A 15,411-nucleotide genomic window follows, 5' to 3' on the forward strand; every position below is an offset into this window, starting at 1 on the left:
CGGCGGCCCGGCTCTAAACCTTTTCCGTGCAGCGTGCATCCAATCCCTGTCGCCTCCGTGCAGCTGCCAAGGAAGTCCGCCATGCCCACCCATTGCCTAGCCCTGCTGCTCTCGCTGGCCAATGCCTGCACCCTGCCCGGCAGCCCGCTGAGCCTGCGCGTGGCGCTGCAGCCGCACCCGGACCTGTGCGTGCAATACCGGCAACACGCACCGCTGTGCGCCTCGCGGCTGCTGGCCGCACTGCAATCGCAGCCGCTGTTCCAGGCGTTGCCCACACGGTAGGGCGCCGCGCATTAAGATGGGTGCGATATCGGCACCATCGCTGCAAGGAACCGCGCTTCCCATGAAAGACCATCTGCCCGCCTGGACCCACGACTGGCTGCACTACGGGGTACCTGCCCTGCAGATCCTGCTGACCCTGCTGGCCGCCTGGCTGCTGCGGCTGGTCGCACGCCGGCTGATCCGCCGCCTCGGCGAGCACTACACCCTGCCGCCGGAAATGGCGATCGGGGCGCGGCGCGTCTTCAGCTTCGTGGTGTATTTCACCGTGCTGCTGGTGGTACTCAGCATTTTCGGGGTCAAGGCCTCGGTACTGTGGACCGCCTTCACCGGCTTTGCCGCGGTCGGCGCGGTGGCGTTCTTCGCCGCGTGGAGCGTGCTGTCCAACATCTTCTGCACGCTGCTGATCCTCACCACCCGCCCGTTCCGCCTGCACGACTACATCGAGGTGCTGGAGAACGGCGAAAAACCCGGGCTCAAGGGCCGGGTGATCGACATCAACCTGATCTACACCACCCTGCAGGAAACCGACGGCGGCCATGAAGGCACCGTGCTGCAGATTCCCAACAACATGTTCTTCCAGCGCACGGTGCGGCGCTGGCGCGACCCGTCGCAGGCGCCGGGCGGCATCCAGGGCGACGGCTGAGGGAGCGTGCCGCGCCGGTTGTAGATACCGACCGTGGGTCGGTATGCGTTATTGCGTGCCGACCAACGGTCGGCACCTACCGAAGTTGGCTGTCCTTGCTGCCGCGCCGGTTGTAACCACCATTTTCATGGTGGACGGCGTCTTCCTCTTCCTGGCAGCGCACGCACAGGCGCACACCGGGGACGGCCTTGCGCCGCGCCTCGGGAATGGGTGCCTCGCAGTGTTCGCAGTGGGTCAGCCCAGGGCCGTCGCGCAGTTGTGCGCGCGCCCGCTGGATGGCGTCATCGACGGTGGCGTCGATCTGATCCTGGACGGCGCCGTCGCCTGCCCAACCTGTCGCCATGATGTGTCTCCCATGCCGGTGTCAGGTCTCCAGCATAGACCGGGCCCCGCTGCCCAGCCGACGTAGGGCTGAACGCGCGCGGCGCCGGGTGAACGCTTCAGGCGCGGCTTACCAGACCAGGTCGTCCGGCACCTGGAACTGGGCGTAATACGCATCGTCCTCGGCGTTGCCGGTACTCGGCTCGCTGCCGGGCTGGCTATTGTCGAGCACGATCGCGCTGGGATCGCGTTCGCGGATCTTGTCGGCGGCCGCACGCGGGACCAGTTCGAAACCCTCACCCAGCCGCACGATCACCAAGCTGCCCGAGGCCAGCTGTTTGCGCAGCACGTTGTTGACCAGCAGCGTGCGGATCAGCGTGCCGTCGTTGAAGCGGTACTCGCTCTCGCCTTCCCGCTTGACCTTGTGCGCCTCGATGATCTGGCGGACCTGGGCCTGCAGTTCCTGGGCGTGGGCCCTGGCCTTGCGTTCGGCTTCCAGCGCGCGATCGCGCTCGGCCTTCTCCGCGCGCAGCCGCTCGGCCTCGCGCTGGCTCTCGCTGGGCGCGACCGGGGCCTTGCCGTGGCGGGCTTTCACCTGTTCACGGGCGGCCTGGGAGACCTGGGATTTCTTGACCAGCCCGGCCTTGAGCAGCTGCTCCTGCAGGGGATTTGCCTTCGCCATACGCCTTGCATCTGTTTTCACGGGATTCCGGGGGCCATCATACTGGTCCAGCCGCCCCGCCCCAACCGTGCCCATGTCCGCCCTGAAATACCTCGCCGGCTACCCCGAAACCCTGCAGCAGCAGGTGCGCGAGCTGATCGCGGGCGGGCGGCTGGGGCCGTGGCTGGAGCGGCGCTACGCCGAGCTGCACACAGTGCGCAACGACCGCCAGCTCTACGACTACACCCAGGGCCTGAAAGAACGCTACCTGCGCCAGTCCGCGCCGCTGTCCAAGGTGCTCTACGACGGCAAGCTGCAGGTGCTCAAGCATGCGCTGGGCACCCACACCACGGTGTCGCGAGTGCAGGGCAGCCGGCTCAAGGCCAGCCGCGAAATCCGCATCGCCAGCGTGTTCCGCGACGCGCCGGCGCCGTTCCTGAAGATGATCGTGGTGCACGAGCTGGCCCACCTGAAGGAATCGGACCACAACAAGGCCTTCTACCAGTTGTGCACGCACATGGAAGCGGACTACCACCAGCTGGAATTCGACCTGCGCCTGTATTTGACCCATCTGGACTGCGGCGGCTGAATGCCGTCCGACCACGGGTCGGACCTGCCCCCCTTCGCGCAGCGCCGGGCCCCAGCCAGTACACTCCCCGCCCGCTTCCCGTTTTATGCCACCTGCCCGATGACCGACCCGATCCGACTCGACAAACGCCTGACCAGCCTGATCGGCTGCTCCCGTGGCGACGCCCAGCGTTACATCGAAGGCGGCTGGGTGACCGTCAACGGCCAGGTCGTCGAACAGCCGCAGACCCTGGTCACCGACGAGGCCATCGTGCTGCGCGACAACGCCGAGGCCACCCGCACCGAAACGGTGAGCATGCTGCTGCACAAGCCGGCCGGCATGGGCGCCGACCAACTGTGCGCCCTGGTCACCCCGGACAGCCGCAGCGAACTGGATGCCACCGGCGTGACCCTGCTGCAGCGCCATTTCCACGCCCTGCAACTGGTGATGCCACTGGCCGACGAAGACAGCGGCCTGGTCGTGGTCAGCCAGGACGGCCGGGTGATCTCGCACCTGAAGGACCGCGGCGCCACGCTGGAACAGGAATACCTGGTCGAGGTCAGCGGCGAACTGGCCCCCTATGGCATGAAGCGCCTCGCCCACGGCCTTAGCTTCCGCAACTGGCCGCTGCCGCCGTGCAAGGTCAGCTGGCAGAACGAAACCCGCCTGCGCTTTGCGATCAAGCCGGTGCAACCGGGCCAGCTGCGCGACATGTGCCGCCAGGTCGGCCTGGAGGTGGTCAGCGTCCGCCGCCTGCGCATCGGCCGCGTGGCCATGGGCAAACTGGTTCCCGGCCAGTGGCGCTACCTGGCCCCCGACGAACGCTTCTGACCGGCCGCGCGCGCCTGCACTCGCAGTGCACGCACGCGCCGTTTACGATCCTCCCATGACCGAACGCAAGCCGCTCTGGCGCCGGATGCTGCGCTGGCTGGGAATCTTCCTGGCCGTACTGGCGTTGCTGGTGCTCAGCGGCCTGCTGCTGGCCGACCACCTCACCCCCCAGGCACGCGGCCCGCACAGCAGCGTGCTGCCGCCGCAGCCGGCGCAGACGGCGATCGACCGCGAACTGGTGCGCCTGCAGGCCGACCATCCCGACCAGTCCGGCGTGGCCTTCCTGTCCGACGGCCTGGACGCCTACGCCGCGCGCGCGCTGATCACCCGCCATGCCGGGCGCAGCCTGGACCTGCAGTACTACCTCTGGCACGACGACCTGATCGGCCACCTGATGGCGCGCGAACTGCACCAGGCCGCCGAACGCAGCGTGCGCGTGCGCATCCTGCTCGATGACATGAACGCGCAGGACAAGGACGCGCTGATGATGGCGCTCGACGAGCACCCCAACATCGAGATCCGCCTGTACAACCCGTTCCGCAACCGCAACGGGCTGTGGCGGCTGGTGGAGATGGTGCAACGCGTGTTCAGCGTCAACCATCGCATGCACAACAAGTCGTGGATCGCCGATGGGCGCGTGGCCATCGTCGGTGGCCGCAACATCGGCGAGGAGTATTTCAGCGCGCGCCCGGACGTGAACTTCCGCGACCTGGACCTGCTGGTCGCCGGCAAGGCGGTGCAGCAGGCCAATGTCATTTTCGACGATTACTGGAACAGCCAGGCCGCTGTGCCGATCTCGGCGCTGGCCTTCCAAACCCCCGCCCAGCTGCGCCTGCTGGTGCGCCAATCGGCGAACGAAGCCAAGCTCGATGCCGCCCAGCCCTACCTGCGCCGGGTGCAGGCGCAGGCCGCGCGGTCGTTCTACCGCGATGCGCCCGGCCTGCACTGGAGCGACCGCGTGGAGATCGTGTCCGACCCGGCCATGAAGCACCGCCGCGACGACCAGGCCAACTGGCTGGTGACCCGCCTGGTCGGCGAACTCGCCTCCACCCGCTACAAGGCGCTGCTGATTTCCCCGTACTTCGTGCCCGGCCAGGAGGGCAGCGAGGGCATGGCCGCGATGGTCCAGCGCGGCGCCACGGTCGGGGTGGTGACCAACTCGCTGGCAGCCAACGATGTGGCCGCCGTACACAGTGGCTATATGCGCTACCGCGAACCGCTGCTGCGCAGCGGCGTGCACCTGTACGAACTGAAGGCGCGCGGGCACGGCGACAGCGGCGGCCTGTTCGGCAGCAGCGGGGCCAGCCTGCATACCAAGGCCTTCGTGCTCGACGACGCGCGCGGCTTCGTCGGCTCGTTCAACCTGGACCCGCGCTCGGCCTACCTGAACACCGAAATGGGCGTGCTGTTCGACGATCCGGTACTGGCCGCACGGCTGCGTGGGGAATACCTGCGCCTGGCCAGCCCGCAGGTGAGCTACTGGGTGGCCCTGGACGGCCAGGGCCGGTTGCGCTGGCTGGACCGCGACAGCCGCCCGCTGGGCTGGCTGACCCACGAACCGGACAGCGCGCTGTGGCAGCGCGCCAGCGCGCGGGTGATCAGCTGGCTGCCGCTGGAATCCCAGCTGTAACCCACACCTCGGCCGCCGGCGCCCTGCACCTGGTCAGCTCGCCACCGGCTCGTCGGCTTCCAGGGTTTCCACCCCGCGCCCATGCAGGCGGCGCCAGATCCACTGCAGCGCGTGCGGCGGCGTGCCGTCGAGCTGTTCCAGCAGCGCCAACGCCTGTGCCTGGCCGATCCGCCCGTGCCGGCACAACAGGCTGGCTGCCGCCGCGGCGCGGGCAAAGCGCAGGCTGGCCGGCAGACCGGCCCGGGCCTGGTCGCCATCGCGCAGCAAGGCCTCGTGCACCGCCGCCGGCAACTCCCAGGCGGCAGCGATGCGGCTGGCCACCGGCAGCGTCCAGGCTTCCAGCAAGGCCGCCGCCAGTGCCGGCGATGGCGCGGCCTGCCCGGGCCGGCTGGCGGCGTCGAGCAGGTGGCGCATCACCAGGGTCGCGCCCAGCCCCTGGGTCAGCCCCAGCCACTGCGCGGCAAATCCGTCCTCATGGGTCACCAGCCGCGCATGGTCGGCCGCCGCGCGCGAGGCCAGCAGCGCGTGTTCCCAGATCACCGTGCCGAACTGCGGAAACGCCAGGCAGTGCAGCTGCATCACCGGCTGCACCAGGACCGCGCTGATGATCTGGCGGATGCCATCGGTACCAACCAGGGTCACCGCCCGCTGCAGGCTGTCCACCGGCCGCGCCTGCAGGCGGTAGACGGGGCTGTTGGCGATGCGCAGCAGGTTGCCGGTCAGCACCGCGTCCTGGCCGATGATGGCGGCCATCGCGCGCGCCGAGGCATCGCTGTCGTTGACGGTCTGGATCAGCTGCGGCAGCAGCTGCGGGCGCCGCGGCAGGTGCCGGGCCGACCAGTCCTGCTGTTCCAGGCTGGCCACCACGGCCTCGCCCAACGCGCTGTCCTGCGCGGCAGCGGCCGGCGTGCCCGTCGTGGTCAGGGCCAGCGCATGCAGCCCGGCCTGCAGCCGTTGCGCCGGATCGGCCTGGCGCGCACCGACCGGGGCCGGCACCGATGCCGGGGCGGCCGCGCGGTCGGCCCGCGATGCCGTCCCGGCGTCGGGGGCGACCTCATCGCGCGCACGCCACAACAGCGCCGCCAGCAGCGCCGCCACCAGCACCAGGCCGAGCACGAGCACGATCATCGCCGCCCGTCCGGCACCGGGTACCGCCTCTGTATTGCTGCCACTGCGCCCACGTTGCCCATCCTGACCTTGCCGGTACCGCGCACCGTTGCCACGGCATCGGCGCCATCTTCAGCAACTTTAATGAAACCGGCCCGGACGCCGCCCCCGCCGCGGGCGCGAGCGGCCGTGACCGGCACTGACACCGTCCTCCGGCCGAATGCACTAGAATGGCGCCGCGCGACCGTCCCGGAACCCAGACGACGTCGCTTTTTTTGTTTTACACCCAACCTTTTGCTGGTTCGTTCGCCGCAGTTCGCCACCGTTCGCACCATCGGAGTCACCATGTTATTTGAAACCCTCGAAACCACCGGTCACGAACAAGTGGTGTTCTGCCACAGCCGCGACGCCGGTCTGAGGGCGATCATCGCCATCCACAACACCACCCTGGGCCCGGCCCTGGGCGGGGTCCGCATGCGTCCGTATGCCAGCACCGAAGAGGCCCTGGCCGATGCGCTGCGGCTGAGCCGGACCATGACCTACAAGAACGCCCTGGCCGGGCTGAACGTGGGTGGCGGCAAGGCGGTGATCATCGGCGACCCCAAGCAGGACAAGTCCGAGGTGCTGTTCCGCGCCTTCGGCCGCTACGTCGACTCGCTGGGCGGCCGCTACATCACCGCCGAAGACGTCGGCACCGACGTCAACGACATGGAGAACATCTACCTGGAAAGCGAGTACGTCACCGGCGTGCACCAGGTCCATGGCGGCTCCGGCGACCCGGCCCCGTTCACCGCCTACGGTGCGCTGCAGGCGCTGATGGCCACCATGCAGCACAAGCTGGGCCACGAGGAAGTGGGCAAGACCAGCATCGCCGTACAGGGCCTGGGCCACATCGGCATGGAACTGGTCAAGCTGCTGCGCGACCGCGGCGCCAAGCTGCTGGTCAGCGACCTGGACAGCGCCCTGGTCGAACGCGCGGTCACCGAATACGGCGCCGAAGCGGTCAAGCCGGACGACATCTACGACGTCAACGCCGACATCTTCGCGCCATGCGCGCTGGAAGGGGCGATCAACCCGCAGACCCTGCCGCGCCTGAAGTGCAAGATCATCTGCGGCACCGCCAACAACCAGCTGTCCAGCCTGGAAGTGGGCGATGAACTGCATGCGCGCGGCATCCTGTACGCGCCCGATTACGCGGTCAACGCCGGCGGCGTGATGAATGTGTCGCTGGAGATCGACGGCTACAACCGTGAGCGCGCCATGCGCCTGATCCGCAGCATCTACCACAACCTCGGCAGGATCTTCGCGCTGTCCCAGCGCGACAACATCGCCCCGCAGCGCGCGGCCGACCAGATCGCCGAAACGCGCATCCAGTCGATCGGCAAGCTGAAGATGCCGCTGGGCCGGGCCACGCCACGGCTGGGCACGCTGCGCGGTAACTGACCGCCACCGGCAGAAGGCAGAAAGCAGAAGGGCGCGATCGGATCGCGCCCTTCTGCGTTTTCAGCGCACGCTGGCGCGGCTCAGAACGCGGCCGCGTAGCGCAGGGCCAGCTGGCGCATGTCGCCACGCGGACCGAACCGCTGGTCGTAACCGAACGTCACCCGCGTGTTGGCGCTCAACCACGATTCCACCGACAACCCGAACAGGCCGCCCGAACGCGCCGGCTGCACGCCGGCCAACGGTGCCCAGGCATCCACCGCGACGAAGCTGGCGTCCTGGACCAGCCCATCGCTGGACAGCAGCTGCTGCCACTCGGCATAGCCGCGCAGCGACCAGTTGCCCCACTGTCGGTGCGCGCGCACCCCGGCCAGCGCCTGGCTGCGCGTACTGGCGTTGCCTGCGGCGCGCAGGCCGAAGCCCAGCCCACCCTGCTCGGTGAAACGGTCACTGTCCACGCGGGTGTAATCGGCGCCCAGGTATGGGGTCAACGAGGCACGGCTGCCGCCCAGGCGGTAGCCGGTTTCCACGCTGGCCGCACTGAAGCTGCCGCCGTAACGGGCATTGACCCCGTACTGACCGGCACCCAGCAGCAGCTGGCGGTCGATCTGCCGGCTGAACTGACCTGCCCCGAGCTGGCCCAGTGCATAGGCGCCGCCGGCATTCCAGCCGGCGTACAGCTGCGCCTGGGACTGGCGGTCGCGGCCGCGGTCGCCGCCCCACTCACGGTTGTTGTAGGTGCGGGTTTCACCGAAGGCAAAGCCGAGCACGCCGGCACTGCCCAGCGCCATGTCCTGGCCCATCATCCAGCCGCGGGTATCGGCGCCGCTGGTCGAGAAGCTGCCCTGCCCGGCCTCGCCCAGCTGGCTCTGCCAGGCACCGCGCAGGCGCGGGGCGCCCTGCAGCTGGCCAAAGCGGGCCGACAGCGCGCGACGGTTGAGGTCGATGCTGTCGAAGGTGGACGCGGTGGCCAGCGCATGGGCCTTGCCCGACAGGCTCTCCAGGCTGGCCTGCAGAGCCTGGTTGCCCTGCACGCGTTGCAGTTCGCCGGCACCGTCGGCGAATGCGCTGCCGGCCATGCCGCCGCCATCGAGCACCTCGAATGCCGCTTCCACCCGTGCCGCCGAGGCCAGCGCGGTACCGGCCAGGCCGGCAGTGCGGCTGGCGCTGGTGATGTTGATCTGGTCAGTGGTCAGCGTCACCGTGTTGGCCGTCTGCTGCAGGGACATGGACAGCAGCGTGGCCTGGGCCAGGCCGTGGGTGACCGCATCGAACTGACCGGTGATGCCCTGCCCGGCCTGCAGCACGGTCTGGGTGCGGCCATTGGCAGGCACGTAGCCGCTGACGATATCGCTCACGTACACGTTGCCGGCCAGGCTGGCGGTGCCGGTGACATTGAGCGGATTGCCGCCCAGCGCCACCATCAGCTGCGCGCCGGCGCGCTGGATGTAATTGCCGTCGATGGTGCCGGTGCCACTGGCATCGCGCAGGATCACGCTGCCGCCGTTGTCGACATTGCCCTTGACCCGGCCGCCGCCCACCATGAACTGCAGCGCCGACGCACTCGGGCCGGCCGAATGGGCCAGGACGAACACGTTGGAGGTGATCGACGCGCCATCGCGCAACGCCACCGTGCCGCGCTCGATGCGGGTGTCGCCGGTGTAGGTATTGGTGCCCGACAGGCCGAGCGCACCGATGCCCTGCTTGATCAAGCCACCGCTGCCGCTGATGTTGTTGCTCCAAAGCGAGTTGAGCCCGGTCTGGTTGACGTCCACCGTGGCATTGCCCCAGTCCAACCGGCCCGGGCCATTGAGCGCCTTGCCGACGTTGAGCAGGCCATAGCCGAAGGTGCCGTCCACGCCGGGCGCGCCCAGGTCGGTGGCGGTGCCCAGCAGGGTCTGGCGCACCAGGTCGTTGCTCAGGTACGGGTACTTCTGCCACACCAGTGCCGCCGCGCCGGACACCAGCGGCGCGGCATACGAGGTGCCCGAGCCCCACAGGTAGGACGGCGTGCCGCCGGTGTTCTTCGGGTCCAGGTAGACCACCGTGCCCGGCGCCGCCAGGCAGTACCGGGCCGCCACGCCGCAGGCGTTGGCGTAGGACGCCAGGGCACCGGGGTTGTTGGTATCCACCGCGGTCACGGCCAGCCAGCCACGTTCCAGATCGGCGGCTGGCAGGCTACCGCCGGTGCCGACCTGGCTGGGCAGCGCGGCCATGTCCGAGGGATTGGGCTTGCTCTCGTTGCCGGTGGCAAATACCACCAGGCCGTTGTGGCCGACGATGAAGGGGCGGTATTCGGCGGCGATCGGCGCGGTGGCCGCCGCGTTGTTCCAGTACAGGCCACCCCAGGAGTTGTTCATGATCTTCACACCATCGGTGATCAGATCCTGGTGGATGCCGGCCAGGCCCAGCGCACCGTTCACCTCGTTGCCGTTGCCCGTGCCGTCATCGACCGGACTCTTGTCGTTGATGATCCGCGCCGAGACGATCTGCGCCTCCGGTGCAATGCCGCCCGGCCAGGCACCGAACGCGCGTCCGGCGGCCAGCGAGGCCACGACCGTGCCATGCCCGACCACATCGTCGACATTGAGGTTGTTGGTGGCCGGATCGACGTAGCTGCGGCTGGAGACCACCCGCCCGGACAGGGTGGGATTGGCGCGGTTGACGCCCGAATCGACCACCCCGATGCGGATACCGCTGCCGGTCATGTTCTGCCGGTCACCGGCATTGACCACCGCCAGGTGCGCGTTGAATGCCGGCTGCCCCGACGGCGGCGTTACCGGCGGGGTGACCGGCGGCGTCACCGGAGGGGCTACAGGCGGTGGATCCACCCGCACATTGCCGCCTCCGCCACCGCCGCCACCGCATGCGCTCAAGGCCATGGCCAATGCACCGGCCAGTGCGCTCCTGTTGATCCCTGACTGCTTCATCCCTGCTCCCCAACGTGATTGGAACCACTGCCGGCATCCTGCCTTCCCGGCCGACACCGGTAGTAAACCCGGACCCTCTATACTGGGCCACCCCACGCAGTCTGCCGGGAAACGCGGCCGCTTCCAATGCCCGCGGTCCCATTTCGGTTATCGCTCACGCATCAACGAGATTGCCATGCCCAACATCGTCATCGCCGCCGCCAAACGCACCGCCATCGGTTCCTTCCTGGGCCAGTTCAACGGCGTACCGTCGCCCACCCTGGGCGCGGCCGCCATCGCCGCCGCCCTGGAACAATCCGGCGTCCCCGCGGCGGATGTCTCCGAAGTGATCATGGGCTGCGTACTGCCGGCCAACCTGGGCCAGGCCCCGGCCCGCCAGGCCGCGATCGCCGCCGGGCTGCCGCTGTCCACCGGCGCCACCACGCTCAACAAGGTCTGCGGTTCGGGCATGAAGGCGATCATGCTCGGCCACGACCTGATCAAGGCCGGTTCGGCCAGCATCGTGGTCGCCGGCGGCATGGAGTCGATGTCCAACGCCCCGCACATGATTCCCAACTCGCGCACCGGCAACCGCTTCGGCAACTTCCAGGCGGTGGACCACATGGCCCACGATGGCCTGGTCAACGCCTACGACGGCAAGGCCATGGGCGAATTCGCCGAATGCGCGGTGGACAAGTACCAGGTCAGCCGCGAGGAACAGGACGCCTTCGCGATCGAATCGGTGCGCCGGGCCCAGGCCGCCCAGGCCAGCGGCGCGTTCGACGATGAAATCGTCGCGGTCAAGGTCGCCACCCGCAAGGGCGAGGTCGCATTCGCGCAGGACGAACAGCCGGGCCGCTCGGACATCGCCAAGATCCCGACCCTGCGGCCGGCGTTCAAGAAGGACGGCACGGTCACCGCCGCCAGCTCGTCGAGCATCTCCGACGGCGCCGCCGCCGTGGTGCTGCTGTCCGAGGACGATGCCGCCGCCCGCGGCCTGCAGCCGCTGGCCCGGATCGTGGCCCATGCCACCCATTCACAGGAACCGGAGTGGTTCACCACCGCCCCGATCGGCGCGCTGCACAAGTTGATCGAAAAGACCGGCTGGAGCCTGGACCAGGTCGATCTGTTCGAAATCAACGAGGCGTTCGCGGTGGTGGCCATGGCCCCGATCCGCGAACTTGGCATCCCGCACGACAAGGTCAACGTCAACGGCGGCGCCTGCGCACTGGGCCATCCGATCGGTGCCTCCGGCGCGCGTCTGGTGGTCACCCTGGTGAACGCGTTGCGCAAGCGCGGGGGAAAGCGCGGTATTGCCACGCTGTGCATTGGCGGCGGTGAAGCCACCGCCATTGCCATCGAATTGATTTGACTGGAATTAACGCGCATTTCGCAAAACTGAATGCGCGATCGCTTGACAGCCAAACGTGGCTTGTCATCATGTGGCCGGGCGCGCAATAGCGCGTTGCCTAATCTAACGACGAGGATTCACACAAATGAGCATCAACAAGCTGCTGATCGCAATGGCCCTGGGCCTGGCTCTGACCGCCTGCTCGAAGCAGGAGCAGGCTGCTGACGCCGCCGCTTCGGCCAACGAAGCTGCCGCTGACGCCCAGGTCGCTGCCGACCAGGCCGCTGCTGCTGGCGCCCAGACCGCCGACGCTGCCCAGGCTGCCGCCGACACCGCCACCACCGCTGCTGACGCTTCGGCTGACGCCGCTGCCCAGGCTGGCGCTGCTGCCACCGACGCTGCTGCCGGCGCTGCTGCCGACGCTGCCAAGGCCGGTGAAGCCACCGCCGAGCAGGCCAAGGACGCTGCTGAAGAAGCCAAGAAGTAATAACTTCTTTCTTCACGCAAGTCTGAAGAAGCCGCTGGTTCGCCAGCGGCTTTTTCTTTGCCTGGACGTTGCCGCGCCGGATCGCGGCAGTGCGCGCACGACCTGGTCTTCACATCGGCATGAATAGGCTGGCCTCCCTATCGTTGTACCGGAGAGCGCCATGACCTTTCGCCCGTTGACCACCACCGTATTGGCCGCCTCCCTGTTGCTGGGCCTGGCCGCCTGCAAGGGCCCCGAAGCCGAACAGGCACGCCAGGATGCCGCGCAGGCCGCCGACAGCGCCAACGCCGCCGCCCGTGAAGCGGTGGACAAGGCCGCTGCAGCCACCCGCAACGCCGCCGACGATGCCTCCGCAGCCTCCGAGCGCGCCGCTGCCGACACCCAGCAGGCACTGGACCGCGCTGCCGCTGCCACCTCCGACGCTGCCGGCGAAGCCAAGGTTGCCGCCAAGGACGCGGCCGCAAGCGCCAGCGGTGCCACCGCCGATGCGGCGCAGAAAGTGGCCGACAAGGCCCATGAGGTTGCCGCCGACGCCAAGCAGAACGCCGACGATGCCAAGCACTGAGCACCGACGTAACGCGTGACCGAACGCCCCTTCGCTGAAGGGGCGTTTTTTTTGGTTCTTCGCCGATTTGCGGGGAGTAAGTTGTGTACTAAAGCCTCAGATCAAAGGCAATGACCGACATATGCGCTGACTGGGTTGGCGCGGCTGGGTTGGCAGGACACGCCGTAAACCCCTCCTTGGGGGCTTGGCGAAAACTTGCTCGGGTGCGCTGTCCTGCGCACTCGGCAAGGCCGGGGTTGGGCGTCCTGCCCAACCCGTCCGGCGTATACGCCGGACCCATGTTTTCGACAGTCCCGCCAACCCACCCACGCCAACCCTCCATACATGGCTGGCACGCATGGAAAAGCGTAGGTCCGAGCCACGCTCGGACAGCGCGATGCCGAGACGGTGCGTGTCCGACCATGGGTCGGACCTACCTGTGATGGGGTTGCCAGGAACTGGAGCAAAGTCACACCGTGGTCGGCCAGCTGTTGCTGTTGCTGTTGCTGTTGCTGTTGCTGTTGCTGTTGCTGTTGCTGTTGCTGTTGCTGTTGCTGTTGCCCGTGATTTTGATCTTGACCTACCTCCCCCTTGGAGCGAGCCGAGCATCGCAATCCCATGCGTCCGGAAACGGGCGCGTTGCGACGCGTTCTTCACTACGGAAATTCGTTGTTACGGAGGCGCGGGCGTGTTCTTTGGTTACTTTCTTGCACGAGCACCAGCGCCGCAGGAGCGGCGCGGAACAGCGTAGCTGGCCCGTAGGGTGGCGCACAGGGATGTGCGCCATCAGAAAGTGACTCGCGCCCCGAAGGGGCACGAAACGCTTTTGAAGTATCCGCGAAGCGGAAACAGCAGCGGCAACAACCGGACAACGGCCGGCCCTACCCCGGTGGCATGTCCTCCGCAATGCCACAGCATTTGATGGGCTGTAGCCCCGGAGACGGGCGAAGAACCTTTTTTTTGCCGGTTACGGCAACGCCCTGGCCAGCACCGCAGCGAAGTCCACGTCTGCCGGCAAGGTACCGAAGGCCATGCCGTGCTCGGCGCCCAGCCGCGAGCGTATGAACACCGGGGCCAGCGGGCTGCCGGCGCGCAGCAGCTCGGCGGCCTGCAACAGCAGCGCCAGGCGCTCGGTCACGGCGCGCGCCTGGGTCTGGTCCGGCACGTCGGCCAGCTGCGCGCGCAACGCCGCCAGCGCAGCGTCGAAGCACGCCTCCATGCCGGTCACGCCGGCCAACTCCTGCTCCAGCGCGGCCAGCACCTGCGGCTCGCGCGCCAGCGCACGCAGCACGTCCAGGCACTGGATGTTGCCGCTGCCTTCCCAGATCGAGTTCAACGGCGCCTGCCGGTACAGCCGCGGCAGGATCGACTCCTCCACGTAACCGGCGCCGCCCAGGCACTCCTGCGCCTCGTTGACGAACACCGCCGCGCGCTTGCACACCCAGTACTTGCCTACCGCGGTGGCGATGCGGGCGAAGGCGGCCTGATGCCGGTCGTGCGCGGCCTGGTCGACCGCCGCGGCCACGCGCAGCGCAAAGCAGGTGGCCGCCTCCGATTCGAGCGCCAGGTCGGCCAGCACATTGGTCATCAGTGGCTGCTCGCACAGGCGCGTGCCGAAACTGCTGCGGTGGCGGGCATGGTGCAAGGCCTGGACCAGCGCCATGCGCATTTCCGCCGCCGCGCCGAGCATGCAGTCCAGCCGGGTCATCATCACCATGCCGATGATGGTGGCCACGCCACGACCTTCCTCGCCGACCCGGCGCGCCCACGCCCCGCACAATTCCACTTCGCTGGAGGCATTGGACCAGTCGCCCAGCTTGTCCTTCAGGCGCATCAGCCGGAACGCATTGCGGTTGCCATCGGGCAGCCGGCGCGGCATCAGGAAACAGCTCAACCCGCCCGGCGCCTGAGCCAGCACCAGGAAGCCATCGGACATCGGCGCGGAGAAGAACCACTTGTGCCCGACCAGCGCATAGCTGCCATCGGCCTGGGGTTCGGCACGGGTGGTATTGCTGCGCACATCCGAGCCGCCCTGCTTTTCGGTCATGCCCATGCCCAGGGTGATGCCGGCCTTGTCGGCGATCGGCACGTCGCGCCAGTCGTAGTGCGGCGCGGCGGCCTTGTCGGCCCACTCGGCCAGGGCCGGGTCCTGGCGCAACACCGCCACGGCGGCATGGGTCATGGTCAACGGGCAACTGGTGCCGGCCTCGGCCTGGTGATGCAGATAGCTCAGCGCCGCGCGTGCGACATGCGCGCCCGGGCCACCGTCGTGCCAGGACAGCCCGGCCACGCCGTGGCGCTTGGCCAGCGTCATCAGCTGGTGGTAGGCCGGATGGAACTCCACCGTGTCGATACGATGGCCCTGCGCGTCGTGGGTGCGCAGCCGCGGCTTGTCGCGGTTGGCATCGAAGCCAAGCCGGTACAGTTCGTCGCCGGCGATGCCGCCATAGCGCGCCAGCACGTCGCGGTAGGCGCCGCCAGCGTGGCGCTGCACCGCATCGACCAGGGCCACATCGTCGGCCCACAGGTTGCGCCCGGCGAACGGCGGCGGCTGGTTGGTCACCTGGTGGGTTTCAAACGCAGGCAATGCAGAACTCATCGCGGCGGCCTCCCGGCCCGGGGGTGTCCCCCGATTCT

General features: G+C 68.4%; 14 protein-coding genes. 9 read left to right on the plus strand and 5 right to left on the minus strand.

What is annotated here, in order from left to right; all coding sequences use genetic code 11:
• The first annotated feature begins 81 nt into the window (after positions 1 to 81).
• The gene (locus IC535_RS03195; protein ID WP_228884273.1) at positions 82 to 282 is read left to right on the plus strand and encodes a hypothetical protein; all 201 of its coding nucleotides are present in this window, start codon (positions 82 to 84) and stop codon (positions 280 to 282) included.
• Between the two features lie 61 nt (positions 283 to 343).
• Positions 344 to 925 carry a mechanosensitive ion channel family protein gene (locus IC535_RS03200; protein WP_228884272.1) on the plus strand — a complete coding sequence of 194 codons (582 nt, stop codon included), beginning with the start codon at positions 344 to 346 and terminating at the stop codon, positions 923 to 925.
• A 76-nt stretch (positions 926 to 1,001) separates the two neighbouring features.
• Here IC535_RS03200 and IC535_RS03205 read toward each other — a convergent pair whose 3' ends face one another.
• Together IC535_RS03205 and IC535_RS03210 are read right to left on the minus strand one after the other, a co-directional pair.
• Entirely contained in the window at positions 1,002 to 1,268 is a 267-nt protein-coding gene (locus IC535_RS03205) for a DksA/TraR family C4-type zinc finger protein (RefSeq protein ID WP_228884271.1), read from the minus strand.
• A 108-nt stretch (positions 1,269 to 1,376) separates the two neighbouring features.
• Complete coding sequence (locus tag IC535_RS03210; RefSeq protein WP_228884270.1) at positions 1,377 to 1,928, minus strand: DUF2058 domain-containing protein; 552 nt, start codon at positions 1,926 to 1,928, stop codon at positions 1,377 to 1,379.
• A gap of 73 nt (positions 1,929 to 2,001) precedes the next feature.
• Here IC535_RS03210 and IC535_RS03215 point away from each other — a divergent pair, with 73 nt between their 5' ends.
• From IC535_RS03215 to IC535_RS03225, 3 genes are all read left to right on the plus strand, one after another.
• A complete protein-coding gene (locus IC535_RS03215) occupies positions 2,002 to 2,496 on the plus strand; it encodes a YgjP-like metallopeptidase domain-containing protein (RefSeq protein WP_228884269.1) in 495 nt (164 codons plus the stop codon).
• A 99-nt stretch (positions 2,497 to 2,595) separates the two neighbouring features.
• A complete protein-coding gene (locus IC535_RS03220) occupies positions 2,596 to 3,306 on the plus strand; it encodes an rRNA pseudouridine synthase (protein WP_228884268.1) in 711 nt (236 codons plus the stop codon).
• A 55-nt stretch (positions 3,307 to 3,361) separates the two neighbouring features.
• Positions 3,362 to 4,936: a phospholipase D family protein gene (locus tag IC535_RS03225; RefSeq protein WP_228884267.1), complete on the plus strand. Its 1,575-nt coding sequence runs from the start codon at positions 3,362 to 3,364 to the stop codon at positions 4,934 to 4,936.
• Between the two features lie 33 nt (positions 4,937 to 4,969).
• On the opposite strand, the gene IC535_RS03230 is transcribed toward IC535_RS03225, so the two are convergent.
• Positions 4,970 to 6,064 carry an HDOD domain-containing protein gene (locus IC535_RS03230; RefSeq protein ID WP_228884266.1) on the minus strand — a complete coding sequence of 365 codons (1,095 nt, stop codon included), beginning with the start codon at positions 6,062 to 6,064 and terminating at the stop codon, positions 4,970 to 4,972.
• 324 nt (positions 6,065 to 6,388) lie between these two features.
• On the opposite strand from IC535_RS03230, the gene IC535_RS03235 reads away from it, so the two are divergent.
• Positions 6,389 to 7,486 (plus strand): Glu/Leu/Phe/Val dehydrogenase dimerization domain-containing protein, encoded by a 1,098-nt coding sequence (locus IC535_RS03235; protein ID WP_228884265.1) that lies wholly within the window; start codon positions 6,389 to 6,391, stop codon positions 7,484 to 7,486.
• Positions 7,487 to 7,566: 80 nt separating this feature from the next.
• Here IC535_RS03235 and IC535_RS03240 read toward each other — a convergent pair whose 3' ends face one another.
• Positions 7,567 to 10,413, minus strand: a complete 2,847-nt coding sequence (locus tag IC535_RS03240; protein WP_228884264.1) for a S8 family serine peptidase — start codon at positions 10,411 to 10,413, stop codon at positions 7,567 to 7,569.
• Between the two features lie 175 nt (positions 10,414 to 10,588).
• On the opposite strand from IC535_RS03240, the gene IC535_RS03245 reads away from it, so the two are divergent.
• From IC535_RS03245 to IC535_RS03255, 3 genes are all read left to right on the plus strand, one after another.
• Positions 10,589 to 11,764: a thiolase family protein gene (locus tag IC535_RS03245; protein ID WP_228884263.1), complete on the plus strand. Its 1,176-nt coding sequence runs from the start codon at positions 10,589 to 10,591 to the stop codon at positions 11,762 to 11,764.
• Between the two features lie 124 nt (positions 11,765 to 11,888).
• Positions 11,889 to 12,230: a hypothetical protein gene (locus IC535_RS03250; protein ID WP_228884262.1), complete on the plus strand. Its 342-nt coding sequence runs from the start codon at positions 11,889 to 11,891 to the stop codon at positions 12,228 to 12,230.
• Positions 12,231 to 12,390: 160 nt separating this feature from the next.
• A complete protein-coding gene (locus tag IC535_RS03255; RefSeq protein ID WP_228884261.1) occupies positions 12,391 to 12,795 on the plus strand; it encodes a hypothetical protein in 405 nt (134 codons plus the stop codon).
• A gap of 946 nt (positions 12,796 to 13,741) precedes the next feature.
• Here IC535_RS03255 and IC535_RS03260 read toward each other — a convergent pair.
• Entirely contained in the window at positions 13,742 to 15,373 is a 1,632-nt protein-coding gene (locus IC535_RS03260) for an isovaleryl-CoA dehydrogenase (RefSeq protein ID WP_228884260.1), read from the minus strand.
• Between the last annotated feature and the right edge of the window lie 38 nt (positions 15,374 to 15,411).

The sequence above is a fragment of the Stenotrophomonas rhizophila genome (genome assembly GCF_020857975.1).
In the GTDB taxonomy this organism is placed as follows: Bacteria; Pseudomonadota; Gammaproteobacteria; order Xanthomonadales; family Xanthomonadaceae; genus Stenotrophomonas; species Stenotrophomonas rhizophila_C.